At 60.1% G+C, this 25,624-nt stretch carries 24 protein-coding genes; 18 read left to right on the forward strand and 6 right to left on the reverse strand.

Annotated features, from left to right (window positions below):
- Positions 1-395: 395 nt before the first annotated feature.
- The 17 genes from PYR65_RS21640 to PYR65_RS21720 all read left to right on the forward strand — a co-directional run bounded on the left by PYR65_RS21640 (position 396) and on the right by PYR65_RS21720 (position 16,404).
- Positions 396-1,469: an ABC transporter ATP-binding protein gene (locus PYR65_RS21640; protein WP_276121526.1), complete on the forward strand. Its 1,074-nt coding sequence runs from the start codon at positions 396-398 to the stop codon at positions 1,467-1,469.
- A 45-nt stretch (positions 1,470-1,514) separates the two neighbouring features.
- Positions 1,515-2,414: an ABC transporter permease gene (locus PYR65_RS21645; protein WP_276121527.1), complete on the forward strand. Its 900-nt coding sequence runs from the start codon at positions 1,515-1,517 to the stop codon at positions 2,412-2,414.
- Positions 2,415-2,416: 2 nt separating this feature from the next.
- The gene (locus PYR65_RS21650; RefSeq protein WP_060637545.1) at positions 2,417-3,262 is read left to right on the forward strand and encodes an ABC transporter permease; all 846 of its coding nucleotides are present in this window, start codon (positions 2,417-2,419) and stop codon (positions 3,260-3,262) included.
- On the forward strand, positions 3,262-4,005 hold the full coding sequence (locus PYR65_RS21655) for an SDR family NAD(P)-dependent oxidoreductase (RefSeq protein ID WP_276121528.1): 744 nt from the start codon (positions 3,262-3,264) through the stop codon (positions 4,003-4,005). The genes PYR65_RS21650 and PYR65_RS21655 overlap by 1 nt, the downstream gene beginning before the upstream one ends.
- A 10-nt stretch (positions 4,006-4,015) precedes the next feature.
- Positions 4,016-4,783: an SDR family NAD(P)-dependent oxidoreductase gene (locus PYR65_RS21660; RefSeq protein ID WP_276121529.1), complete on the forward strand. Its 768-nt coding sequence runs from the start codon at positions 4,016-4,018 to the stop codon at positions 4,781-4,783.
- A 110-nt stretch (positions 4,784-4,893) separates the two neighbouring features.
- Positions 4,894-6,126, forward strand: coding sequence for an ABC transporter substrate-binding protein (locus tag PYR65_RS21665; protein ID WP_060637548.1), 1,233 nt, complete (start codon positions 4,894-4,896; stop codon positions 6,124-6,126).
- 161 nt (positions 6,127-6,287) lie between these two features.
- Entirely contained in the window at positions 6,288-7,397 is a 1,110-nt protein-coding gene (locus tag PYR65_RS21670; protein WP_276121530.1) for an ABC transporter ATP-binding protein, read from the forward strand.
- A gap of 38 nt (positions 7,398-7,435) precedes the next feature.
- Positions 7,436-8,317: a polysaccharide deacetylase family protein gene (locus PYR65_RS21675; RefSeq protein ID WP_060637550.1), complete on the forward strand. Its 882-nt coding sequence runs from the start codon at positions 7,436-7,438 to the stop codon at positions 8,315-8,317.
- Positions 8,318-8,539: 222 nt separating this feature from the next.
- Complete coding sequence (locus PYR65_RS21680) at positions 8,540-8,875, forward strand: hypothetical protein (RefSeq protein WP_060637551.1); 336 nt, start codon at positions 8,540-8,542, stop codon at positions 8,873-8,875.
- Entirely contained in the window at positions 8,865-9,935 is a 1,071-nt protein-coding gene (locus tag PYR65_RS21685) for a CobW family GTP-binding protein (protein WP_276121531.1), read from the forward strand. The genes PYR65_RS21680 and PYR65_RS21685 overlap by 11 nt, the downstream gene beginning before the upstream one ends.
- Complete coding sequence (locus tag PYR65_RS21690; RefSeq protein WP_276121532.1) at positions 9,935-11,155, forward strand: ABC transporter substrate-binding protein; 1,221 nt, start codon at positions 9,935-9,937, stop codon at positions 11,153-11,155. Before PYR65_RS21685 ends, PYR65_RS21690 begins: the two co-directional genes overlap by 1 nt.
- A gap of 10 nt (positions 11,156-11,165) precedes the next feature.
- Positions 11,166-12,527: an amidase gene (locus PYR65_RS21695; RefSeq protein WP_276121533.1), complete on the forward strand. Its 1,362-nt coding sequence runs from the start codon at positions 11,166-11,168 to the stop codon at positions 12,525-12,527.
- Between the two features lie 227 nt (positions 12,528-12,754).
- Entirely contained in the window at positions 12,755-13,504 is a 750-nt protein-coding gene (locus PYR65_RS21700; RefSeq protein WP_276121534.1) for a GntR family transcriptional regulator, read from the forward strand.
- 4 nt (positions 13,505-13,508) lie between these two features.
- On the forward strand, positions 13,509-14,294 hold the full coding sequence (locus PYR65_RS21705; RefSeq protein WP_276121535.1) for a transporter substrate-binding domain-containing protein: 786 nt from the start codon (positions 13,509-13,511) through the stop codon (positions 14,292-14,294).
- 79 nt (positions 14,295-14,373) lie between these two features.
- A complete protein-coding gene (locus tag PYR65_RS21710) occupies positions 14,374-15,045 on the forward strand; it encodes an amino acid ABC transporter permease (protein ID WP_276121536.1) in 672 nt (223 codons plus the stop codon).
- Positions 15,042-15,701 (forward strand): amino acid ABC transporter permease, encoded by a 660-nt coding sequence (locus PYR65_RS21715; protein WP_276121538.1) that lies wholly within the window; start codon positions 15,042-15,044, stop codon positions 15,699-15,701. Before PYR65_RS21710 ends, PYR65_RS21715 begins: the two co-directional genes overlap by 4 nt.
- Positions 15,679-16,404 carry an amino acid ABC transporter ATP-binding protein gene (locus PYR65_RS21720; RefSeq protein ID WP_276121539.1) on the forward strand — a complete coding sequence of 242 codons (726 nt, stop codon included), beginning with the start codon at positions 15,679-15,681 and terminating at the stop codon, positions 16,402-16,404. Before PYR65_RS21715 ends, PYR65_RS21720 begins: the two co-directional genes overlap by 23 nt.
- Positions 16,405-16,413: 9 nt before the next feature.
- Here the strand turns inward: PYR65_RS21720 and PYR65_RS21725 are convergent, their stop codons facing one another.
- The 5 genes from PYR65_RS21725 to PYR65_RS21745 form a co-directional block, all read right to left on the reverse strand.
- Complete coding sequence (locus PYR65_RS21725) at positions 16,414-17,172, reverse strand: iron ABC transporter ATP-binding protein (protein ID WP_060637559.1); 759 nt, start codon at positions 17,170-17,172, stop codon at positions 16,414-16,416.
- The gene (locus PYR65_RS21730; RefSeq protein ID WP_407951347.1) at positions 17,169-18,140 is read right to left on the reverse strand and encodes an iron chelate uptake ABC transporter family permease subunit; all 972 of its coding nucleotides are present in this window, start codon (positions 18,138-18,140) and stop codon (positions 17,169-17,171) included. The genes PYR65_RS21725 and PYR65_RS21730 overlap by 4 nt, the downstream gene beginning before the upstream one ends.
- Positions 18,130-19,095, reverse strand: coding sequence for an ABC transporter permease (locus PYR65_RS21735; protein WP_276121540.1), 966 nt, complete (start codon positions 19,093-19,095; stop codon positions 18,130-18,132). Before PYR65_RS21735 ends, PYR65_RS21730 begins: the two co-directional genes overlap by 11 nt.
- A gap of 47 nt (positions 19,096-19,142) precedes the next feature.
- On the reverse strand, positions 19,143-20,066 hold the full coding sequence (locus PYR65_RS21740) for a siderophore ABC transporter substrate-binding protein (RefSeq protein ID WP_276121541.1): 924 nt from the start codon (positions 20,064-20,066) through the stop codon (positions 19,143-19,145).
- A 73-nt stretch (positions 20,067-20,139) separates the two neighbouring features.
- Entirely contained in the window at positions 20,140-22,176 is a 2,037-nt protein-coding gene (locus tag PYR65_RS21745) for a TonB-dependent receptor domain-containing protein (RefSeq protein WP_407951358.1), read from the reverse strand.
- A 241-nt stretch (positions 22,177-22,417) separates the two neighbouring features.
- Between PYR65_RS21745 and PYR65_RS21750 the strand changes: the two genes are divergently transcribed.
- Complete coding sequence (locus tag PYR65_RS21750) at positions 22,418-23,878, forward strand: glycosyl transferase family protein (protein ID WP_276121542.1); 1,461 nt, start codon at positions 22,418-22,420, stop codon at positions 23,876-23,878.
- Between the two features lie 91 nt (positions 23,879-23,969).
- Here the strand turns inward: PYR65_RS21750 and PYR65_RS21755 are convergent, their stop codons facing one another.
- Positions 23,970-25,508, reverse strand: coding sequence for a putative bifunctional diguanylate cyclase/phosphodiesterase (locus PYR65_RS21755; protein ID WP_276121543.1), 1,539 nt, complete (start codon positions 25,506-25,508; stop codon positions 23,970-23,972).
- Positions 25,509-25,624: the final 116 nt, after the last annotated feature.

Here is a 25,624-nt window from a genome sequence, read left to right on the forward strand (position 1 = left end):
GCTAAGCTGTGCGTTTGCGCATAATTTTGATCGAATTCGTTATTTTATAACACTGTGATGCGATCTCTGGGCGCGCCATTGACCTGGGGGTTTGCCGAGAGCGGTTGTTTTTATGATGTATTTTGATCGCCCAAAAGATAAATTCGATGTGAATTTGATTTTTTGAAAAAGCCTATTGAATACAAAAATCATTCATGTCATGATTTCCTTACTCGAAACGCTCGCAAGAAGCGTGACAGGTGGAACATTTTTGAAACGCCAAGGAACATCATTTTGACGCGCAAGTGACGCTTGCGCTGACGGCTTTTGCTTGCCTGCCGGAACCCATCAGCGATTTGGGCATCGGCGAAGCTTTGCCGAAGGATGTTCCTTGCCTTGAAACTGGCAGGATAGCGGTGTCGGCAGCTCTTCAACTCACGAACGTCTCGAAATCCTATGGCGGCCAAAAGGCGCTGGATAGGGTCAAGCTGTCTCTGCCCGACAATGCCTATATCTCGCTTCTGGGGCCGAGCGGTTCCGGCAAGACCACGCTTCTGCGCGTCATTGCAGGTTTCGAGGAACCCGAAGAGGGGTCGATCCAGTTTGGCGGCAAGCGGATCGACGGCATCGCGCCGCACAATCGCGGCATTGGTTTCGTTTTCCAGAATTTCGCCCTGTTTCCGCATCTTTCCGTCTCCGAGAACATCGCCTTCGGTCTCGTCAACCGCGAGCTCAACCCGGTCACCGACGCAGCCCTCGTCAAGGCAAAGGTCCGCGACATCATTTCTTTGGTCGGTCTGAACGGCCTCGAAGATCGGGGCGTGACGCAGATTTCCGGTGGTCAGCGCCAGCGCGTGGCTCTTGCCCGCACGCTGGTGACCGAGCCGAAGATGGTTCTGCTCGACGAGCCGCTCGGCGCGCTTGACGCCAATCTACGCTCGCGCATGCGCACGGAATTGCGGGCCATCCGCGAGCGTTGTGGCGTGACCTTCCTGCATGTGACGGGCAGCGAGAGCGAGGCGCTTGCGATGGGCGATACGGTTCTGGTTCTCGATCATGGCCACATCGCCCAGTCCGCGCAGTCAGATCTTCTCTACAATCGTCCGGCTTCGCCCGCCGTGGCGCGCTTTCTCAATTGCTACAATCTGTTTTCCGGCGGTGTCACGGACGATGTCTTCGTCAGTCCGGCCGGTCGATTTGCGCTTGGAGGCTTTCGCCAGGTGGCATCGCCGCCTGCCTATGCGATCCGCTACGACCGGGTGGAGATCCGGGGCACTGATGCGCCGGTTCAAGACGACGAAGTTCGTCTCGAAGGCAATTTTGTCGCCAGCGAATATTCCGGGGCGGCGATCAATTCCTTCTTCTCGCTCGATGATGGCCGCATGTTCGAGGTGGAATCTCATCTCAGCCGCGCGGCACCGCAGGCCTATGCCGAGAAAGGCCGCTACGCGCTGGTCTGGAAGCGGGAGGATGCTCTTGTCTTTGCGTGAAAAAACCCTGTCACAAACGCCTTTGCCTGTTGTGGAGAATGAGAGATGACGATGGCCGCGATTGGCGATGAAACGCAGGTTGAAACTTCAGCCAAAAGAAAGCTCTCCGGCCCCGCGCTCTGGCTTTTGGCGCCCGGCGTCATCTGGATGGTGCTGTTCCTGGTGCTGCCGATCCTGATGATGGTCTATGTTTCCTTCTGGACGCAAACCACCTTCAAGATCGAGCCGACGCTCACTCTGAAGAGTTGGATCACATTTTTCAGCAGCGAAACCTATCTGGGTGCGCTCTGGACGACGGTGCGGATCTGGCTGATCGTTCTGGTCTCGACAGTGCTTGTTGGCTATCCCGCCGCACTTTTCGTCGGCCTGTTCGTCAAGAACAAGACAATCCAGACCGTCCTTCTGGTCCTGTGCGTCATTCCGTTCTGGACCTCGTTCCTCATCCGGGTGCTTGCCTGGCGGCCGATGCTCGGCAAGGAAGGCGCCATCAACCTGATCCTGATGAAGATCGGCATTGTACAGCAGCCGATCGAGGTCCTGCTATTTTCCGAACTGTCGGTGATCATCGGCATGACCCAGATCTATTGCGTCTTCATGGTCGGGCCGATCGCCTTCATGCTCGGCCGTATCGATCCCTCGGTGATCGAGGCGGCGCAGGACCTTGGCGCGAGCTTTGGCCGCATCTTCCGTACCATCATCCTGCCTCTGTCCATGCCGGGCGTGGTTGTTGGCGGCATCTTCGTCTCGGTCATGGTTCTCGGTGAATTCGCAACCTCTGCCGCACTGTCCGGCCGCAAGGTCAACCTGCTCGGCAATATCATCGTGACCCAGGTCGGGTCGCTGAAATGGGCCTTTGCGGCGGTGGCCGGCGTCGTGCTGACCGTCTTGATGGGCGCGGTGGTTGCCGCACTCCTCAGGGTCGTCGATCTCAGAAAGGAGCTTTGATCATGAACGCATCCGGCATCAAATTCGGTCTTGGCACCTATACCGCGCTCTTTCTCGTCTTCCTCTATGGTCCTCTCGTGGTTCTGGCGATCCTGTCGTTCCAGACGGGCCCCGAAGGCGGGCCGCAATTTCCGATCATCGAATGGTCGACCTACTGGTACAAGCATCTTTTCGGCCTGACACCGCCGTCGCGCATCTCGCCTTTGCCGATCAACGAGGCGCTGTTCCGCTCAATGGCGCTGGCGGTGATGACGATGATCGTTTCGACAGTTCTTGGCGTTTCCGCAGCCCAGGCGTTCCGCCGCAAGTTCAAAGGCTCTGGTTTTGTCTTTTATCTGATCGTCCTTGGCATGATGGTGCCTGGCGTTCTCGTTGGCCTCGGCATGGCGCTGGTCGCCAATTCGCTCGGGATCGACCGCCACTGGTGGGGCACGGCCTTCGTGCTGCATGTGGTCTACACCTTCCCCTTCGCATTCCTGGTGATGCTGGCGATCTTCAATCGCTTCGATCCGAGCGTTGAAGAGGCGGCCTGGTCGCTCGGCGTCTCGCCGGCCCGTACCTTCCGTAAGATCACGTTCCCGTTGATCTTTCCGGGCGTGCTGTCGGCCATGCTGTTTGCTTTCACCCTGTCTTACGACGAGTTCTCGCGCACCCTGTTTGCCTCTGGCCGTGACCTGACGCTGCCGCTTGCCATCTACGGCACCTTCTCGGTCGAGGTGCATCCGAACGTCTTTGCCTTCGGCGTGCTGACAACACTGTTCTCCTTCGCATTGCTGGGCACTTACGCCGTGTTGATGACGCTGTCGGTGCGGCGCGCCAAGCAAATGGCGATCCAGGAGGAAGCTTGATGGCGGTGGAAAAACGCTCTGCCATCGTCACCGGTGCAGGCTCCGGTATCGGCCGTGCGATTGCGCAAAAGCTCGCCGCCGACGGATATGCGGTGACGGTCAACGATCTTTCGCTTGAGAGAGCCGAAGCCGTCGTGCGTGAAATCCAGGCTGCTGGCGGAGCTGCGGCAGCCGTTGCGGGCGACGTTTCGTCTGAGGCGGATGTTGCCGCAATCCATGCGGCCGCTCTGGCCGCACATGGCGAGACGCATTTGCTCGTCAACAACGCAGGAATTGCGCATCAGGCGCTGTTTGAAAATCTCGAGGTCAAGGATTTTGACCGGATGTTCGCCGTCCATGTGCGGGGCACGTTCCTGATGACCAAGGCGGTGCTGCCCGCCATGCTGAAACGCGGCGAGGGCGTGATCGTCAATGTCGCATCGCAACTCGGCCAGATCGGCGGCGTCGAGCTTACCCATTATTCCGGTGCCAAGGCTGCCATCATCGGCATGACCAAGGCGCTGGCCCGCGAGGTTTCCAAGCGCGGCGTGCGCGTCAATGCGGTCGCGCCGGGTCCGATCAACACGCCGCTCGTCATGGAGCTTTCGGACGGCTGGCGTGCAGCCAAGAAGGCCGAACTGCCGCTCGGACGTTTCGGCGAGCCGGAGGAAGTTGCCGAGACCGTGGCCTTTCTGGCGTCGCCGGCCGCAAGCCTGTTCGTCGGCCAGACGCTTGGGCCGAATTCCGGCGATGTGATGTTGTGAGGAAGCGAGTATGACAGAACCATCAAAACGTATTTCCATCGTTACCGGCGCCGGGATCGGCATCGGGCAAGCGACGGCCAAGGCTCTTGGCGCACGCGGCGACCACGTCGTCGTCACCGATATTCTTGAAGACAAGGGAACGGAGACCGCGCAGGCCATCGTGGCCGCTGGCGGCTCTGCCGAGTTCAAGCTTTACGATGTGCGCTCGACCGAGGCGACGAATGCCCTGGTTGCGGATATCGAAAACCGCCATGGCGGCATCGACGTGATCGTCGCCAATGCCGGAATCGCGCACCGCACGCCTCTCGCTGATCTCACCGACGAAAAGTGGGACCTGACCTTCGACATCGACCTCAAAGGTATTTTCCGGCTGGTTCGGGCCGCAGCACCCGGCATGCGGGCGCGCAAATCCGGCAGCATTGTCGCGCTCTCGTCAATCATGGGCATTGCCTATGGCTGGGACGAACATGTGCATTATTCCGCCGCCAAATCCGGCGTCATCGGCCTGGTGCGGGGTCTCGCCGTAGAGCTCGCCCGCGACGGTGTACGGGTGAACGGCATCGCGCCGGGATATATCCGCACGGCGCAGCTGCTGTCGGAAGAAAATTCGCTGGGTCCGGCGGGCGCTGAAAAAGCCGCCGAATTCATCCCGATGGGGCGGCTCGGCACGCCAGAGGATATCGCTGACGTCATCGCGTTTCTGGCGTCGAATGGCGCGAGATACATGACCGGCCAGGTGCTGGTCGTGGATGGAGGCCTCCTCGTGGGGCGCTACTGAACCGTCTGGGCCGCACGGCGGGCGCTACCGCCGCCTGCGGCCTGCGGAGACTGAAGAATGAGCCGCGATCAAACGGGGTTCGGGGAACAACAATCAACTGGAGAAGAGACATGTCCAACATGGAAATCAATCGCCGCTCCCTTCTGAAGCGGTCCGCAGGCATGATGGCGCTCGCCATGGGCGGCGGCACGCACCTTCTGTCGTCTCGTGCAGCCTATGCCCAGGCTGCCGATCTTGCCAGCCAGAGCCTGCGCACCATCGGTCTTTCGGTGACCGTACAGGAGCGTATTCTGGAAGAGTTCAAGAAGGCGTCGGGCGTCGGCAGCACGTCCGGCACGGCCGCGACCTTCCCGGATGCGCAGACCAAGATCCTGTCCGGCTCGAAGGATTACGATTGCTGGGAAATCATCGCCGAGCGCCTGCCGTCGATCGTCATGACCGACAATGTCGAGGTCATCCCGGCCGCATCGTTGAAGAACTGGGCCAACATCCGCGAAGTCTTCACCAAGCCGAGCGACAAGTGGGATGCCAAGGCGCAGATCACCGGCCAGATCTGGGCAGACGAGGCGCAGACCACGCTCAACATGGTGCCTGCCGTCTATAACTACGATTCGATCGGTTACAATCCCGACGTGGTCAGCGCCGAAGAAGCCAATACATGGGCTGCGATCTTCGACCCGAAGTGGAAGGGCAAGTCCGGCCTCAACACCGATCCGCTGATCGCCTTCGGTCAGGCCATCATGGCCATGAACACGCTCGGTCTCTCCGACGTGAAAAACCCCGGAAACGCGACAGCTGCGGAAATCGACGAGGCTGCAGCCTTCCTGATTTCCAAGAAGAAGGAAGGCCAGTTCCGCGCTCTCTGGGGTGATTTCGGCGAACTGGTCAACCTCATGGCGTCGGGCGAAATGGTCGTCTGCGATGCTTGGCAGCCAGCTGTCATGGCCGTCAAGGCGCAGGGCAAGCCTTGCAAATATGCCGTCCCGAAGGAAGGCTATCGCGGCTGGGCGATCGGCCCGACCATGATCGCCGGTACGGCCAACCGCGAAGCCGTCATCGCCTATGCCGACTATTGGCTCTCTGGCGAACCGGGGATCGCCGTTTCCGAACAGGGCTATTACTCGCCTTCGACCAACATCAAGGATGTCATGGCGCCGGAAAAATATGCCTTCTGGTATGAGGGCAAGCCTTGGGCCGGCGCCGAGGAGCGCGGCATCAAGGAAGGCGATCTGCGCGATGGCGGCTCGCTCGAAGAGCGCGCGGCCAATGTCGCCTACTGGCATCAGTGGCCGGATGAATACGACCATCTCATCCAGAAATGGGACGAATTCCTGAGCGCATAACCTCTACCTCCCCCTTGAGGGGGGAGGTCGCGCGAACGCGCGGGTTAGGGTGATCTTTTGGTTTTCTCGAAAGTCACCCCACCCGGCATTGCATCCAGCCCTTCCCGTAAAGGGAAGGGTCACAATCTGACGCATTCCTTATCCTGTCCGGAGCGACACTCATGATCTACGACCTCGAACTCATCAATGTCGGCAAGGTTTACGACAACGGGACACCGGCGGTCATTGATTTCAATCTGTCCGTCACCAAGGGCGAGTTCATCGCGTTTCTGGGACCATCCGGCTGCGGCAAGACGACGACGCTGAGGATGATCGCCGGATTTGAAGGCATTTCCTCCGGCGACATGATGATCAAGGGCGTGCGGATGAACGATGTGCCGCCGCAGGGGCGGCCAACGTCGATGATTTTCCAGAGCTACGCCCTGTTCCCGCATATGACCGTGCGCCGCAATGTCGGCTATGGCCTTGAGGTCAAGGGCATGGCGAAAAGCGAGCGCGACGCCAAGGTTGACCGGATCCTCGCCACGCTCGGGCTGGAGGATATTGCCGAGCGCAAGCCGGACAAGCTGTCCGGCGGTCAGCGCCAGCGCATCGCGCTTGCCCGCGGCCTCGTGGTCGAACCAGATATTCTTCTTCTCGACGAGCCGCTGGGCGCGCTTGACGCCAATCTGCGCAAGGCGATCCAGAACGAGCTGAAACTGCTGCAAAAGACTTTGGGCATCACCTTCATCTTCGTCACCCATGCCCAGTCGGAAGCGCTGGCATTGTCCGACCGTATCGTCGTTATGAACCAGGGCCGCATCGAACAGATCAGCCCGCCGCATCAGCTCTATACCCGCCCGAACACGCCGTTCGTCGCGCAGTTCATCGGCCGCAACACGATCTTCCAGGGTGAAGTGCAGGGTGCGGAGGGCGACAATATCGCCGTGTCCACGCCTGTGGGCATGTTGTCTGGGCGCGCCAATGGCGCCGTGCCTGGCAAGACGAAGGTCAATCTGGTCATCCCCGCAGAGGCCATGGAAGTGCATGCGGCAGACGCTGGCCTGCGCGAGCGTCTCGTCGGCAATATCGGCGGCAATGTCGTCGATGCTCGGATCGAGCGGTTCGATGTGGTTGGTCACATCTCGCATCTGACAGCCAGCCTGCCGGATGGCCGCGCGGTCTCGCTCGAGGCGCATATCGATAAATATCAGCCAGAGGCCTTTCCCGTCGGGTCCGGCGTTCTTCTGTCGTGGAACCCGGCGCTAGCGACCGTCATTCCCGTTCACTGAGACGACTTTTCAAACAAGAAACCACAAGGAGACATACCATGGCGAAGGAAATCTTTTGCAGTTTCGGCGTCGACGTCGATGCCGTTGCAGGCTGGCTCGGCTCTTACGGTGGCGAGGATTCGCCTGATGATATTTCGCGCGGTCTTTTTGCCGGCGAAGTTGGCAGCCCGCGTCTCCTGAAGTTGTTCGACCGCTTCGGCATCAAGACGACATGGTTCATTCCCGGCCACTCGATCGAGACATTTCCCGAGCAGATGCAGGCTGTGGCCGATGCGGGCCACGAGATCGGCATTCACGGCTATACGCATGAAAACCCGATCGCGATGACGCGCGAGCAGGAAACCGAGATCCTCGACAAGTGCATCGATCTCGTCACCAAGCTCTCCGGCAAGCGGCCCACCGGGTATGTTGCGCCATGGTGGGAGTTTTCAAACGTCACCAATGAGTTGCTGCTCGAGCGTGGCATCAAGTACGACCATTCGCTGATGCACAACGATTTCACGCCCTATTACGTGCGGGTCGGCGACAGCTGGACCAAGATCGACTATTCCAAGAAGCCGTCCGATTGGATGGTGCCCTTGAAGCGTGGCCAGGAAACCGATCTCATCGAAATTCCGGCATCCTGGTATCTCGACGACCTGCCGCCGATGATGTTCATCAAGAAAGCCCCGAACAGCCACGGTTTCGTCAATCCGCATGATATCGAACAGATGTGGCGCGACCAGTTCGACTGGGTCTACCGCGAAATGGATTACGCTGTTTTCCCGATCACCATCCACCCGGACGTGGCCGGCCGGCCGCAGGTGCTGATGATGCTGGAACGGCTGTTTGCCCATATGAGCAAGCATCCGGGCGTGAAGTTCGTCACCATGAACGAAATCGCCGATGATTTTGCCAAGCGCTTTCCGCGCAAGAAGTAGGGCGGTTTGAGATAAAAAACCCCCTCTGGCCTGTCGGCCATCTCCCCCACAAGGGGGGAGAGGATCCGGGGTTGGCTCTCCGTCCTATAAACGTGTTTAAACGCGTTGAGGGTGCGGCAGATTCAGCCCCTCCCCTTGTGGGGAGGGGTTGGGGAGGGGTTTTTTTCTACTACGATGTTTTAGTCGCTCGGTTTGTAGCAAACCCAGGTTCGGAGAGAGATCATGTGCTCGCTTTGCGGGGTTCTCGGAGGCAATGAACACTGGGCCGATGCGGTGGCGCGGCCGGGTGTTTTCACGCGCAATGTCGAGAGGATCGACCGGCGGCGTGAGCGCGCCAACCGGGTGCGGGTGGCCAACCGCGTGCTTTCAGGTTTCGGCATGACGTTGTCGGACTGGCAGGGGGCATCCTTCGTGCTGTCGACACGCACCGGCAAGAGCGAGATCATCGAAGATCTCGGCCACCTCTGGCCGGCGGCCGAGCGGCTGTCGGGCCGGGATTGCGATCCGTTGAACATTCAGATCATCGAGCGGATGGAGGCGGCGCGCGATGGCGGATAGCCCGGCCTTTACCCCCGTCAACCTGCTCACCGGCTTCCTTGGCTCGGGCAAGACGACGCTCTTGAAGCGGCTTTTGACCGATCCCGCTTTGGCAGACACAGCCGTTCTCATCAACGAGTTCGGCGAAGTCGGCCTTGATCATTATCTGCTCGAGCGGATCGACGAGACGATGATCCTGCTGCAATCAGGATGCCTGTGCTGCACGGTTCGCGGCGAGCTGGCCGACGCGCTGCGCGATCTGCATTCCAAGCGCGAGCGCGGGTTGGTTCCGAATTTCAAACGCGTGGTGATCGAAAGCACCGGCCTTGCCGATCCCTTTCCGGTTTTATCGACGCTCAAGGCAGACCCCGTGCTGCGGCATCATTTCAGGCCGGGAAATGTGATCGCAACCGTCGATGCGGTCAACGGCATGCGCCAGCTCGATACCTATATCGAATCCAACCGGCAGGTGGCGATCGCCGACCGGCTGGTGCTGACAAAGACGGATATTGCACACGAAGCCGGGTTGGCGCTGCTTTTGGAACGCCTGCGCCGCATCAACCCCGATGCGGCTCTGCTGTCGGCCGCCGATGAGGTGCTTGATATCGCCGGTCTGTTTGACGAGACGCAGTCCACGCGCGGCAGTCTTGCCCAGTCGCCAAGCGGATTTTATTGCGAAACGCCAGCCATGCTGGAAACGGCTGGTGGCGGCGTCCATCAGGCGGCGGTCACCTCTTTCGTCATGAGCGTCGAAGGTGCCATCGACTGGACGGCCTTCGGCGTCTGGCTGACCATGCTGCTGAACCGGCACGGCGAACGCGTGCTCAGGGTCAAGGGAATTCTCAATCTGGAAGGCGAGGCTCGCCCGGTGGCCATTCATGGCGTCCAGCATCTGGTGCACCCGCCCACCCATATGGAGGCTTGGCCGTCGGACGACCGGCGGTCGCATATCGTCTTTATTGTTGACGGACTCGATGCCAGTCTGCTGAAACGGTCTTTCGAGGCCTTTACCCTTGCAGGGCCGGTGCCGTCCATCACGGGCGGTGTGCGGGCCACACGACAGGACGTCCAGACCTCTTGATGAACAAGCATCAGCCAGCACCACAGACACCCGCCACGCCTGCACTCCATCTTCAAGGCCGGCCGAAACTGCGCGTGCTGGGTACCGCGATTTCCCTTCTGGAGGAATTGCGTCTGCGGGCCGAGCAGGATCTCGGCATTGACGTGACTTTCGACAATAACGACTTTCTCACGACGCAGCACAAGGCGGCACAGGAGCCGGGCAGCTACGACATCTACGATCAGTGTTTTCACAATCTCGATATCGTCTGGTACTGGCGCGCCGTACAGCCGATCAGCACGGAGCGGATCACGCTGTGGTCCGAGATCAACGATCTGACCAAGACCGGGCATATCGGACCGAACGCGCGGCTGGGGCAGGGCGATGTGCCGGCCAAGAAGCTGTTCGTTCAGCCCAATCTTGCGCTCGGCGATACACCGTCGCATCGCATTTCGATGCTGCCGACCACGCATAATTTCGACAGTTTCGCCTATCGCACCGATGTCGTGAAGCAGCCGGTGGAGATGAATTCCTGGGCATCGCTGCTGAACGAGAAATGGGCGGGCCGCGTTTCTCTGGTGGATGAGCCCGCCATTGGCATTTTCGATGCGGCGCTCGCAGCCCAAGCGGCCGGGCTGATGTCGTTCGACAATATCGGCAATATGAGCGTGGCGGAGATCGACCGGCTGATCGACCTGCTGGAAACCCGCAAGAAGGATGGCTTCTTCCGGGGTTTCTGGCGGACGGCGGAAGATGCCGCGCGGTTGATGGTGACGGGCGAAACCGATGTGCAAAGCATGTGGTCGACCGGGATCAATATTCTCAACGGGCAGGGCATTCCCGTTGAGCAGGCCGTCCCTGTCGAAGGCTATCGCGCCTGGCATGGCGGTCTTTGCCTGTCGAGGGATTTGAGCGGACGCGCACTCGATGTGGCCTATGACTATCTCAACTGGTGGATTTCCGGCTGGCCCGGCTCGGTCGTCGCCCGTCAGGGCTATTATATTTCGACCCCGCAGCGTTCCCGGCAGTTCATGACGCCGGCAGAATGGGATTACTGGTACGAAGGCTTGCCCGCCAAGACCGATCTTCCGGGGCCGGATGGATCGGTGCGGATCAGCAAGGGCAGCGTCAGGGCCGGCGGATCCTATTGGCAGAGAGCCAATTGCATCGCCGTGTGGAACACGACGATGGATGAACACAATTATCTGGTTCGCCGCTGGATGCAGCTCGTCGGACGATAGAGAGGGAACGATGGCTAAGAGCAACCGTGGAAAAACCATCGCCCAGCTTTCCGTGCTGATCCAGAGCGGTGTGCTCGATCCTGTCGCACTCGCTGAGGAAACATTTACGGCAATTCGTGCAAACGAGGATCAGTCGATCTTTGTCAGCCTTCTGGAAGAGCGCGCTCTGCAGGAAGCGTCGGCCTCATCGAAGCGGATCCGGGAGGGCCGGTCGCTTGGGTTGCTCGATGGCATTCCCGTTGCCTGGAAGGACCTTTTCGATATTGAGGGCATCGCAACGACAGCCGGATCGGCGATCTTGACAACGGCGGAACCAGCCATCCGCGACGCCGATGTGGTCCAAGCTCTTGCCGGCGCCGGCATGGTCAGCATCGGCCGGGTCAATATGAGCGAATTCGCCTTTTCCGGTCTGGGTATTAACCCGCATTACGGAACGCCTGAAAATCCGGCCTCCAAAGATGGCGCGCGGCTCCCTGGCGGTTCGTCGTCCGGCTCCGGCGTTGTGGTGGCCGCAGGGCTCGTGCCGGTCTCGATCGGCAGCGATACCGGAGGATCAGTGCGCATTCCCGCCGCCTTCAACGGTATTGTGGGCTATAAGGCAACGCGCGGCCGCTATTCCATGCGCGGTGTTTATCCTCTGTCGAAAAGTCTCGATTCGCTCGGTCCGCTGTGCCGCACGGTGCAGGACGCCGTATGGATCGATGCGGCGATGCGCGGTCTGGGCGCGCCTGATATTCGCCGTGGCTCGGTTGAGGGCCTGTCGCTGGTCGTCCCCGAAACCATCGTTTTCGACGGTGCGGAAAAGGGCGTCATCTTAGCCTTTGAAGCGGCTTTGAAGCGGCTCGAAAAATCCGGCGCGAAAATCCGTCGGCAGGCTTTTCCGGCCTATGCCGAGATATTCGAGCTGATGGCAAAAAATGGTCCGATGGTGACCGCGGAAGCTTTTGCGATGCATCGGGAACGTCTGGTGGGACCGCAGGCCGAAGGCATGGACCCGCGTGTTGTGGCTCGCGCGCGGCTGGGTGAAAAGATCACCGTGACCGGATACATCGAAACACTTGCCGCTCGCGAGCGGCTGAAGGCGGAATTTGCATCCAGTATCGGACCGGGTGAACTGGTCGTGTCTCCAACCTTGCCGCATGTTGCGCCCTTGACTGCACCGCTTCTGACCGATGACGAGCTCTTCGTGAAAACCAACGCCCGGACGTTGCGCAACACTCTGATCGGCAATTTCCTCGATGGCTGCGGCGTCTCCATTCCCTGCGGCACCGGCGACGCCGGCATGCCCGTCGGCCTGTTGATATCCGGCCTGCCGGATGGTGACGAGCATCTGCTGTCAGCCGCTCTCGCCGCAGATGAGATCATACGATAGCTGCAAAGCGCGAACTGCACTTCGATTACCTTCATTGAAATTTTCATTGTCGCGATACCGACATCTGTCCCCTGCAGAACGATGAAGGTTTTGGCAGATTTATGACTTTTTTGGCAACTTATGATTGCTTTGGCTTAATATTTACTCAGCGGAAAAAATCACCTCCGCTGAACCGGCTGCTTTAACTGCATACCGCAATCTGGCACGGCCTTTGCTTTTTAACATGTATGCAAGACTTACATACCGAGCCCCGTCAGATGAACATCGAGGAAACCATCGTTTCCGGAATTCTCTCTGCGCGCATACGTCCGGGCACGCGTCTGAGCGAGAACCAGTTGGCCGGCCTGTTCGGTGTTTCGCGCACGTTGGTGCGCGAAGCGATGATGCGGCTTGAGACGCGCGGCATCGTGCATGTCAGCCCGAAGCGCGGGTGGTTTGTCGTTGAGCCATCTGCGGAAGACGCGATGATGGTCTATGAGGCGCGGCGCATCATTGAATCCGGATTGCTGCGCGGCATGCGGCCGCTGACCGAAACCGGGCGCAACATTCTGGTTGCACATCTGCAGGAAGAAAAGGCTGCAATGGCTGCGGGCAACCGCCAGCGCCTGACCTGTCTCATGGGCGACTTTCACATCCGCATCGCCGAGCTTTGCGGCAACACCGTGCTCATCGAGATACTGCGCGATCTGACGGCGCGAACCATTCTCATTTCGATGCTCTACCAATCGGATTTTCATGCGGCACAGTCCCATCACGGCCATTGCCGCATCTTCGATGCGATGGCCGCAGGCGATTTTGTGAAAGCTGCGGAATTGTCGGTCGAGCATCTCGACGATGTTGAAACAGGGCTGGACCTGACGATGCGTCCCGACGCGCTTTCCGAGCTGCGCCTGTCCCTGGACCTTCCCCCCAAGACTGCACCATTGGCATTGCATTTGCCTTTGGTGAAACGATCCACAACCTCAAAGGAGTTTTGAACACATGCTTACAAGACGCGTATTTTTTGCCATTGCGACACTCGCAGCCACTGTCGGCTTCGCATCGGTTTCGCATGCCGATGCGCTCGCCGATATTGCCGCCCGTGGGACGCTCCGCGTCGCTGTCCCCCAGGATTTTCCGCCCTTTGGCAGCGTCGGCACCGATATGTCGCCGCAAGGATACGATATCGATGTGGCAAACCTGATCGCCGAAAAGCTCGGCGTGAAAACCGAGCTTGTCCCCGTCACCAGCGCCAACCGCATTCCTTATCTGCAAACCAACAAGGTCGATCTGGTAATCTCCAGCCTTGGCAAGAATGCCGAGCGTCAAGCTGTGATCGACTTTACAACCGCCTATGCCCCGTTCTTCAACGGCGTCTTTGCCCCGGCAGACGTCGCCGTGACGAAGGTGGAGGATCTCGCGGGCAAGACGGTCGGCGTGACACGGGGTGCCGTCGAAGATCTTGAACTGACAAAGATCGCGCCTGTAGGCACCGACATCAAGCGTTACGAAGACAATAACGGCACGATCTCCGCCTTCCTGTCCGGACAGGTCAATACGATCGCGACCGGCAATGTCGTGGCGGCCGCCATTATTGCACGCAATCCGCCCAAGCGCCCGGAAATGAAATTCCTGATCAAGAATTCGCCTTGCTATATCGGCCTCAACAAGGGGGAAGCGGCGCTCTTGGAAAAGGTCAATGCGATCATCGCCGCCGCCAAGGCTGACGGTTCGCTGGATGCCATCTCGCAAAAATGGCTGCAAACCGGCCTTCCCGCCGACCTCTGATCCCATTCAGTCCCGTTTGTCACCCCGCCAACCGCCGGCGGGGTGACAGTCCCGCCGTCGATAAAGAGAGGGCAACGATTTGAGTTACGATTTCAAATTTGACTGGCTGCTTCAGTATTATCCGCAAATAATCAAGGGCATCCTGATCACCCTTGAACTGATCGCTGTCGGTGCAGTCCTTGGTATTGTACTCGGCATTGCCTGCGCCTGGACGCGTGCGCTCGGACCGGCCTGGCTGAAACCCGTCGTGACCGCTTATGTGGAGATGATCCGCAACACGCCGTTCCTCATCCAGCTGTTCTTCATCTTTTTCGGCCTGCCATCGCTTGGGCTGCAATTGAGCGAATTGCAGGCAGCCAATATCGCCATGGTCGTCAATCTCGGCGCCTATAGCTGCGAGATCATCCGGGCCGGCATTCAGGCGACGCCGAAAGGCCAGTTCGAGGCCGGCGCCAGCCTTGCCATGACCCCGTTCGAGACTTTCCGTCATGTCGTGCTTGTACCTTCGCTGCAGAGAATCTGGCCGGCACTGTCCTCGCAGGTGGTCATCGTCATGCTCGGCTCGGCCGTTGTCTCGCAGATCGCTGCGGAAGACCTGACCTTCGCCGCCAACTTCATCCAGTCCCGCACTTTTCGCGCGTTTGAGGCCTACATGGTCTCGACCGCCATTTATCTCGCCCTTGCCATCCTGCTGCGGCAGGTGCTTGCCCTCATCGGAGGCATGATCTTTCCCCGGAGGCTGGCGCGATGATCGAATTCACCACATGGGACATTCTGCGCAATCTTCTGCTCGCCACGCGCTGGACCATCGTGCTGTCCCTCGTTTCCTTCGTGGGTGGCGGCGCGGTCGGCCTCCTGATCCTCTTCATGCGCATCAGCCACCGCCGCTGGCTGCGAGCCGCCGGCAGATATTATATCGAGCTGTTTCAAGGCACACCGCTGTTGATGCAGCTCTTCATCGCGTTCTTCGGCCTTGGGCTTTTTGGCATTGACGTGCCCGCCTGGCTCGCCGCCGGCCTGGCGCTCATCCTGTGGACGGCGTCTTTCCTTGCGGAAATCTGGCGCGGCTGCGTCGAGGCGATTGCCAAAGGCCAATGGGAAGCGTCCTCCAGTCTCGGCATGGGGCGGCTCCAGCAGATGCGCTACATTATTTTGCCGCAGGCCATGCGGATCGCCGTGCCACCGACGGTCGGCTTTTCGGTGCAGGTGGTCAAGGGCACGTCGCTGACCTCCATCATCGGCTTCGTCGAACTGTCAAAGGCCGGCACGGTGGTCACCAATGCCACGTTCCAGCCCTTCATCGTCTACGGCCTCGTCGCCCTCATTTATTTCTGCCTGTGCTGGCCTCTGTCCAAGAGCAGCCAGATCCTGGAAAGGAAGCTCAATGTCGCTCATCGAAATCACTGAAGTCCGCAAGAGCTTTGGTTCCAACGAGGTCCTGAAAGGCATCAATCTGGATGTGGAACCGGGCGAGGTCATCGCTATCATCGGCAAGAGCGGATCGGGAAAATCCACCCTGCTTCGCTGCATCAACGGGCTGGAAACCATTTCCGGCGGCTCCATCTCCGTCGCTGGCGCGCAACTCCTTAATGATGAGGTTCATTTGAAGGCGCTGCGATTGAAGGTGGGCATGATCTTCCAGCAGTTCAATCTTTTCCCGCACCTGACGGCCGGCGGCAATGTCATGATCTCGCAAAAAGTCGTCCGCAAGACGCCGGATGCGCAAGCCGAAGTGGTGGCGCGCAAGATGCTTGACCGCGTTGGCCTGGGCCACAAGTTCGATGCCTATCCGGATGAGCTTTCGGGTGGCCAGCAGCAGCGCGTGGCGATCGCCCGGGCGCTTGCCATGCAGCCGATTGCGCTTTTATGCGACGAGATCACGTCGGCGCTCGACCCGGAACTTGTTGCTGAAGTTCTCGCCGTCGTGCGGGAACTCGCCTCGGAAGGCATGACGCTTTTGATGGTGACGCACGAGATGAAGTTTGCCCGCGATGTCTGCTCGCGCGTCGTGTTCATGCATCAGGGCAGGGTGCATGAGATCGGGCCGCCGGAAGAGGTTTTTGCCAATCCGAAAACCCCGGAATTGACCCAGTTTCTCGGCATGCTTTAAGCGCAGCGGCTACAGATAGTAGTTTGCGATCCTGCGGCCATCGACGACGCTGACCCTGAAGGCCGTGCCGTACAGATCCTCCAGCAGCGGCGCAGAGATAATGTGCTCCGGCGTGCCCTGCTGGAAGATGCGGCCATTGCGCATCGCCACGATCCTGTCGGCATGGCAGGAGGCGAAATTGATGTCGTGAAGGACGACGACGACGGTCTTGTTCAATTCGCCGGCGGCGCGGCGGATCATCCGCATCATCGAGACGGCATGGCGGATATCGAGATTGTTGAGTGGCTCGTCCAAGAGCACGTAATCTGTATCCTGGCACAGCACCATGGCGACGAAGGCGCGCTGGCGCTGGCCGCCGGAAAGCTCGTCGAGGAAGCGGTCGCGCAACGCAGTCAGGTCCATGTAATCGAGCGCCTGTTCGATATGCCTGGCGTCCTCGCCCGTCAGACGGCCGCGCGAATGCGGGTAGCGGCCAAAAGCGACGAGGTCGCCGACCGTCAGACGCGCCGTCATGGTGTTATCCTGGCGCAGGATCGACAGGCGTTTTGCCAGCACGTCCCCCGGTGTTTTCGTAACATCCAGCCCATCGATCGTGACCGTGCCGGCATCCAGGCCAATCAGACGGCTGATCATCGACAGCAGCGTCGATTTGCCCGCGCCGTTCGGGCCGATGATGGCGGTGACGCCGCCAGCGGGAAGCTCCAGATCGACGCCATCGACGACGACGGTCTCGTCATAACGCTTGGTTGCGCCGTGCACACGGATCATCGGGTTTTTCCCCTTACGAGCAGGATCAGGAAGACAAGACCGCCAGCAAATTCGATAACGATGCCAACGGCCGTATCGAATGCGAAGAGCCGTTCCAGGACGAGTTGGCCGCCGACAAGACTGATGATGGCGGCAAGGATCGCTGCCGGCAGCGTGAAACGGTGCAGGCTGAGCGGCATCATCTGATGGGCAAGGCTTGCCACCAACAGGCCGAAGAAGGTGACCGGCCCGACGAGCGCCGTCGAGACCGAGACGAATATGGCGATCAGCACGAGGATCTGTGTCGTCACGCGGCGATGATCGACCCCAAGCGTGATCGCGTTCTCGCGGCCAAGCGACAAGATGTCGTATGTGTGAAACAGCCGCCATGCTCCCAGGCTTGCCGCACTGATCAGGACAGCGGATAAGGCGAGAAGGCCGGTATCGAAACTATTGAAGCTGGCAAACAGGCGATCCTGCAATACGATGAAATCATTGGGATCGATGACGCGCTGGAGAAAGCTGGAGATGCTGCGGAACAGGATGCCGAAGATGATGCCAACCAGCATCAGCACATGCAGGCTGCGCACCGCGCCGGAGAACAGCCAGCGGTACAACAGGCAGGAGAAGAGCACCATGGCGCCGCATTCGGCAACAAAAAGCAGGCGCGGATCGAGCGCGCTTGTCGCCTGAGCGCCCAGAAAGAAGACCAGGATCGTCTGGATCAGCGCATAGAGCGCATCGAAGCCCATGATCGAGGGCGTCAGGATCCGATTGTTGGTGATGGTCTGGAACAGGATGGTCGAGACGGCGATGGCATAGGCGACGAGCAGCATGCCCAAAAGCTTGGCACCGCGAAACGGAAGAATGAACGACCAGCTTCCCTTCGCATCCAGCGTCATGAAGGCGCAGCAGACGGCCAGCGCCAGAATGCCAAGCACGATCAGGGTGCGCCGGGAGCTGCTAAGGAGAACGGCTCTAGGCTGCACGCGAGCGCCTCCGAAGCACGAGATAAAGGAAGAAGGCGCTTCCGAGCACGCCAAGCACATTGCCGACCGGGATTTCGAAGGGCGCGATGACCAGGCGGCCGATCATGTCGCAGACCAGCACGAGCCCCGCTCCACAGATCGCGACCCAAGGCAGCGAGCGCCGCAGCCTGTCCCCCATCACCATGGCGACGACATTGGGGACAATGAGGCCGAGGAACGGCACCATGCCGACGGTCACCACCACGGCGGCCGTGACCATCGAGACGATGACGAGACCGAATGCGACGACGCGGCCGTAGTTGACGCCGAGATTGGTGGCGAAAGCCTCGCCCATGCCGATGACGGTGAAACGGTCGGCTGCGGCATAGGCCAGCGCCGTCAATCCCAATGTGAGCCACAGAAGCTCGTAGCGCCCGCGCAGAACGGCGGAAAAGTCACCGGTTGTCCAGGCTCCCAGCGACTGCATCATATCGTAGCGATAGGCAAAGAAAGTCGTGATGGCATTGATGATGCCGCCGAGCATGATGCCGACAAGCGGTACCATCAGCGGTGTGCGCAGTGGAATGCGGCTGAGGATCAAAAGAAACAGGCTGGTACCGGCCAGTGCGAAAAGTGTCGCAACCAGCATCTTCAGGGAGACCGGCAATTCCGGCGCCAAAAGCAGCACGAAGAGGATGCCGAGACCGGCAGATTCCACCGTGCCGGCGGTCGAGGGTTCGACGAAGCGGTTGCGCGCCAGCATCTGCATGATCGTGCCGCACACGGCCATGCCGGCCCCGGCAAAGATCAGCGCCAGCGTGCGCGGGATACGGACCTCGACAAGCACCAGCCGCGCGGTCGCATTCTCTCCGGACAGGAGGCCGGACAGCGAAATGTCGCTGACGCCGATGAGGACGCTCGCGACCGACAGCAGCAACAGGGCTGTAAGGGCTAAGAAATATTTCAAAACGCGCATGCACCAGTGATGTCGATGGGAGGCCGTAGCCGGCCCCCCATCAGTTTTCAATCCTTGCTGAACGCTGTTGTCAACTGATCGACCGTGCGCTGCATGGCGGAGATGCCGCTGCCGACCAGATACCAGGCGCCGGAATCGACATAGACGAGATGACCCGCCTGCCATGCCTTGGTCTTGCGCACGATCTCGTTGTCGAGAAACTGCGCGGCGGCCACGCCTTCGTTGCCGATTGCGGCGTCGCGATCGAGGACGATGAGCCAGTCCGGATTGGTCTCCAGGATATATTCGAACGAAACCGCCTGGCCGTGGCCGCCGGCCTGCGGGGTTTCCGCAGCCGGCGCGATGCCATAGACGCTGTGGATCATGCCGAAACGGGAGCCCGGACCAAAAGCGCTGATCTTTCCACCGGCCGTCAGGATGAACAGGCCCGTGCCCTTGCCGTTTGCGAGCGTCTTGAGACCTTCAACCGAACTATCAAGCTTGGCAATGAGAGCGTCAGCCTGCGGTTTCTTGTCGAACAGGCCACCAAGTGTCTCCACATTGGCCTTTGCTTCGGGGAAGAAGTTTTTCGCGTCCACGGAAAGGTCGATGGTCGGTGCGATCTTTGCGAGCTCCGCATATTTGCCGGACGAGCGGCCTGCCACAATGATGAGGTCCGGTTCGGCAGCATTGACCGCCTCATAATCCGGTTCGAACAGCGTGCCGGCTTTCAGGTATTTGTCGTCATTAAAGCCCTTCAGATAGTCCGGCTTGGGGCCGCTGGGCACGCCGGCGACTTCGACGCCGAGCGCTGTGAGCGTGTCGAGCGAGGCTAGATCGAAAACGAGAATTTTCTCCGGCTTGGCGGGCAATGCCGTTTCGCCCTGCTTGTGCTTGATGACGATATCGGCCGCGACAGACGCGCTGCCGAAGGCGGCGGCCGCTGTGAAGGCAAGTGCTGCAAGCAGCGATGCGGGCTTGAAGAAACTCATGCGATAACTCCCTTGGCCTCGTCGAGACCGCCATTCCATGAAGAGAAGCGCGGGGAAACCCCGCGCTTGATGTTTAGAACTGCGTTTTCATGCTGATCCAGAGCCGGCGGCCCTCCATCACCGTATTGAAATCCGTCGCTTCCACCTTCTTGTCCAAGATGTTGTAGACGGCCGCATTCAGCGTCACCGTATCGTTGACTGCATATTGCAGGCCGAAATCGAGCGTCGCATAGGGATCGTATTTGCGGCCCGGCTGACCGTTGATGGTCACAGCCTTGCCGTTGGTGCCGATGCGGGCACCCGCTGCAATCTCCGAACCGTGATAATTGGCGCTCGTCCAGGTCGTCAAGCCCTCGATGCCGGTCGTCCAGTCGGCGCGGATATTGGCCGTATGCTCCGGCGTGCGGGCGAGCGGAAAGCCTGAATAGAGGCCAGTCTTCTGCTCCGACTTGGTATAGGTGTAGCTTGCCCGCAGCGAAAGATCCGGCGTCGCATGCCAGGTGGCAGCCAGTTCGACGCCCTGCATCACGGCGTCATCCATATTGTAGTTGTACCAAAGGCGATAGTTCGGGTCCTCGTCCCAGCGGGCCGGGGTGCCATCGGGGTTCAGGACCATGGCATTGCCGATCTTGTCCTTGAAGTCGGTATAGAAATAAGTGCCGCTCAAAAGGACGTCACCATTATCCCAGATGGCGCCGAGTTCGTAGCTGGTGCTGCTCTCGGCCTTGAGGTTCGGATCGCCGATGATGACGCCGCAGGTGCCGGCCGGGCCATAGGTGCAGCCGCCGCCGCCGGTGGTCATGGCATAGCCCGGCGCGATCTGGCGGATTTCCGGCGCACGGAAGCCTGTCGATACGCCACCCTTCACCGTCAGTTCGCTCGTCGCATTCCAAACGCCGTAGAGACGCGGGCTGAAATGGGAGCCGTACTGTTCATGGTGGTCCATGCGCAGGCCGCCGGTCAGCGCAAAGTCATCGATCATGCGCCATTCGTCTTCCGCAAAAAGCGCCCATTGCGTTGCGGAAAACGTCTCTGCCTGACCTGAGCGGCGGCCGGGGTTCTGGTCGTTCAGCCGCGCTTCGAAATACTGGCCACCGGTGACCAGCGTGTGTTCACCCAGCAGATCGAAGGGCGTGGTGAATTTTCCGTCGATGACGGTGTTGCGGATTTCGGGTCTGCGAGGATCGAGATCGTAGCGGCCGGAGACCGGGTTATAGGTATAGGCGTCGCGCTGGCCCCATTCCTGCTGAATGGAAAAATCGGAGGTGGTCGGCCCCCAACGGCCGGTATGGGACAGCGACCAGCGGTCGCGTGAATTGACCCGGTAGGCTTCGTTATCTCCAACATCCAGCGTGTTGCCGATCGTTTCGTCGCGGCGTATGCGCTGGCGTCCGCCTTCCAGAGCGATGTCGTGATCTTCGTTCGGCGTCCAGGTCAGGCGGCCTGAAAGGTCGAAATCCTTGGCGCCGAGAACGCCGCCGAGCAGTTCGTCTTCGCCCCGGCGATATCCGCTACCCCAAAGCTGAAGGCCGAGCGTATCCTGAATAAGCGGACCGTTCGCATACCAGGAGACCTTGCCGCTATCGCCAAAGCGCGAATGTTGCTGGAGCGTGCCTTCCGTGGTGACGGAGCCCGACCAGGCGGTGCCGATCTTGCGGGTGATGATGTTGATGACGCCGCCCATGGCATCGGAGCCATAGAGCGAGGACATCGGCCCCCTCACGACCTCGATGCGCTCGATCGCCGAAAGCGGCGGAATGAAGCTCTGCTCATAACCGGCGCTGCCGTTCGGGCGCGCATCGCGGGTGCCCTGGCGTTTGCCGTCCACCAGAATCAGCGTGTAGGTGCCCGGCAAGCCACGAATGAAGATGTCTCTTTCGTTGGCGGTGCCGGTCACCGACACGCCCTGAACCTCGCGCAGCGCGTCGGTCAAATCGCGGAACGAGCCCTTTTCCAGCTCTTCACGCGTGACGACGGTAATGCTTGCGGGCGCTTCCTTGACGCTCTGCTCGAAACCGCTGGCGGTGACGACGATCTGCTCCAGAGCGGTGGCTTCTTCCTGAGCCTGCGCGAATGCGCAAGCCGGTGCCATCAACGCCGTGGCTGTCATCAGGATGGCGCAATGCTGCCGGGTTCGTCCGCCTTGATACAGATTGCCTTTTGTCGTTGTCACGTCCGTCATGGATGCCCCCTGCATTCACATCTGTGTTATTCCTCGTGGTCTTAACTTGAGGAAACCGTTCCACTTATGTAGTCGGTATACGGGCGGTCAATGACGATGATTTCGAACGGTTCTAAATTCGAATTATCGCAACTTGCAGAGGCTGGACGGCGTGAAATCGGATGGTGACATGGCAAAAGCGAACCGCGAAGACGGCGCGGGAAAACTGGACCGTCCAAACCAGTTGCGCCTGCTCGTGGTCTTCGATGCGCTGTTGCGGGAAGGGAGCGTTGGGAAGGCCGCCGCCGGTCTTGGTCTGCAAAGTTCGGCGGTAAGCCGCATGCTGGGGCAATTGCGCGACATGTATGGTGATCCGCTTTTTGTGCGCACGGCAAAGGGCCTCGTGCCGACGCCGCTCGCCGAGGGGCTGCGCCTGCGCCTGCGGGCGCTGGCTGCCGAAACCGAGCAGCTGATCCTTGCGCCGCTTGCCATGCCGGTTTCGGGCGCGCCAGCGGTTGCCGACGGCTGGACACGATCGCCGCTGATCGCCGCGCCGCCGCTTGCCGTGCGCCGAAGCGCACTTTTGCAAGGCGAGCCGCCACCGGAAGCCTTTGCCCGCAAGCTCGCCCGCATCGGCCATAATGCAGAGCCGCAAAAACGGCTTGCGAAATACATCGCCACCGCCGGAAACGGCATCGGCCGAAGCCGCCCGCTGACGGTGGAAGAGGCCGAAGACGCGCTGACGATCGTGCTTGCGGGTGAGGCCGATCCGGTGCAGGCCGGCGCGCTTCTGGCCATCTTGCAATACCGGGGTGCGAGCGCTGCGGAGATGGCGGGCTTTGTGAAAGCCTTGCGCCGCCATGTGGGTGTCTATGCGCCATCCGATGGCTTGGCGGATCTGGACTGGCCGGCCTATCTTTCGCCAAGGCTCCGGAGCCCGCCGTGGTTCCTGCATGCGGCACGACTGGTCGCCCAGGCCGGATACAGGGTCATCCTGCACGGTCACTATGGTCATGGACCCGATGCCGGCAAGCTCGAACTGGCAGCCGAAACCGCCAGGATTCCGGTTTGCGCATCGCTGAGCGAGGCAAAGCTGGCGCTTGCCAACCGTTCTATCGCCTATCTGCCAATCGGCGCAGCTTCGCCCCAGATCCAGAGCCTGTTCGGGCTCTATTCCATTCTGGAAATGCGCCTGCCGGTCAATGCGGTCGTGCGCCTCTTGAACCCGCTGGGCGCGCCGGCAAGCCTGCTCGGCGTCACGCTGTCCTCGCAGCGCGATATCATGCGCGATACGGCGATGCTGCTCGGCGTCCGCGATATGTCGATCCTCGGCGGCAATCGCGATTTCGCGGAGGCCACGCCTTTTCGTGCCACGGAACTCTATAGGCTGGTGGGCGGTGAGCCGCTCGATACGCGCATTGCTGCGCGCCGGAATATCGCGGCGGTGACCCCGCCCGTTGCCTATACCAGCCGTGAATATTGGAATGCGGTGTGGACCGGTGCTGCGCGCGACGATGCAGCTGTGGCGGTCATTGTCGATACGGCTGCAGCCGCCTTGCTGACGATGCCAGCCTGCCCGCTGCAATCGTTCGACGCCGCGAGGGCGGCAGCCGCAACGCTGTGGAGCGACCGCAGGATGGCCAAAGCTTAGACCATTTTCCGGGCATATTTCTCGCTGCTCTGCGCCAACTCAAAGACGCCGTGAGCGAACCCAAAAGATCCGGATGCACCGGACCGTGCGCTCATTTATGGACTGCCATATTGGGTTCATGCCTGGCGATATAGGCCAAGGCATCTGCGGCAGGCATGGCGCGGCCAAACAGATAACCTTGTCCCTGCTGGCATCCCTGCGCCAGCAGCGCTGCGGCCTGTGAGGGCAGCTCGATGCCTTCGACAGTGACGTTCAGACCCAGTCCCTGGCTCAATCCCATCAGACCGCGGATCAGCGCGGAGGCTTCGGCATCCTCTTCCATCTTGTCGATAAAGCTCCGGTCGATCTTGATCCGGTCGACCTTGAAATTGCGCAGATGGTAGAGATTGGAATAGCCGGTGCCGAAATCATCCAATGCAACGCGCACGCCCGCTTCGCGCAGGGCGCCGACCACCTGTTGCGCGCCTTCGAGGTCCTGCACCAGCGCCGATTCCGTAATCTCGATTTCGAGCCTGTACGGCGGCAATCCGGCCTCTCCGAGAATGGAGAGAATGCGCAAGCCCAGGGTCCGGTCTTTCAGTTGCGATGCCGAAATATTGAATGCCAAGGTCATATCGTTTGGCCATTGGCATGCCGCCTGCGCGGCCTGGCGCAATAGATGGTCCGTCAGTTCGCTCATCAGACCGCAGCTTTCGGCGATGGGGATGAAGCGATCCGGCGGCACGTTGCCGAGTTTCGGGTGCTTCCAGCGGGCAAGCGCTTCGAAGCCGGCAATATCGGCCGTTTGCAGATTCATCAGGGGCTGGTAATGCGGCTGTATCGTCCCCTGTTTCAAGGCGGTGCGGAATTCACGCTCGATCAGGTCGCGTTCGCGAACATGCGCATCCATGCCGGCTTCGAAAACGCAAAGTGCCGAACCGGGTTCGGCTTTGGCGCGGTAAAGGGCGATATCCGCCTTGCGCATGATTTCGGGCGCGTCGCCGCTGTTTTGGGCCAGCAGCGTGATGCCAATGGCGACACCGATCTGATGCTGGATGGAACCGACGGTGATTGGTTGGTCCAGTTCGTGGATGACCCGCAGCGCAAGGGCCTTGGCGTCGTCTTCACCGGTTCCCAGATGCGCCAGGATCGCGAATTCGTCGCCGCCGAACCGCGCCACCAGATCCTGTTGCCGGATCGCATGCTGCAGGCGTTTGGCGACATGGATGAGGACATCGTCACCCGCGCCATGCCCGTAGACATCGTTGACGCGTTTGAAATCGTTCAAATCCAGAAGCAGGACTGCGTGAAGTTCAGTCGCTCTGGACCGTTTGGACAGGATGGCCTTGAGAGCTTCATCGAACTGGCGGCGGTTGGGCAATCCCGTCAGGGCATCCTGATGCGCAAGCCTATGGGCGTGCGATTCGGCTTCGATCCGGCGCGCCACTTCGCGGCGCTGAAGAAAAACGACCCTCCAGCAGAGCAAAAGCAGGCCGCCCAACATGATCTGCGCAAGGATCAGCGCCTCGCCGAGATCGATGGCATGCTCGTGCACAGATTTGTCGGGGGCGTCCGAAAATATGTTATACTCATAAGCAGCGAAGATGGCGGCACCCAGCAGGAATGCAGCCAAAATAACCTCTTCCAGCATGGGCCAACGACGCCTTGCTGCGGTGATACGCGGTATTGCTGAGGAAATCTCCATGGTTCAACCTGCCTGGTTTGCCGGAATTCTAGAACGGTAGACATTGCAAAACAGAAATCTAA

Origin of the sequence: Pararhizobium qamdonense (genome assembly GCF_029277445.1) — a bacterium.
Classification (GTDB): Bacteria; Pseudomonadota; Alphaproteobacteria; order Rhizobiales; family Rhizobiaceae; genus Pararhizobium; species Pararhizobium qamdonense.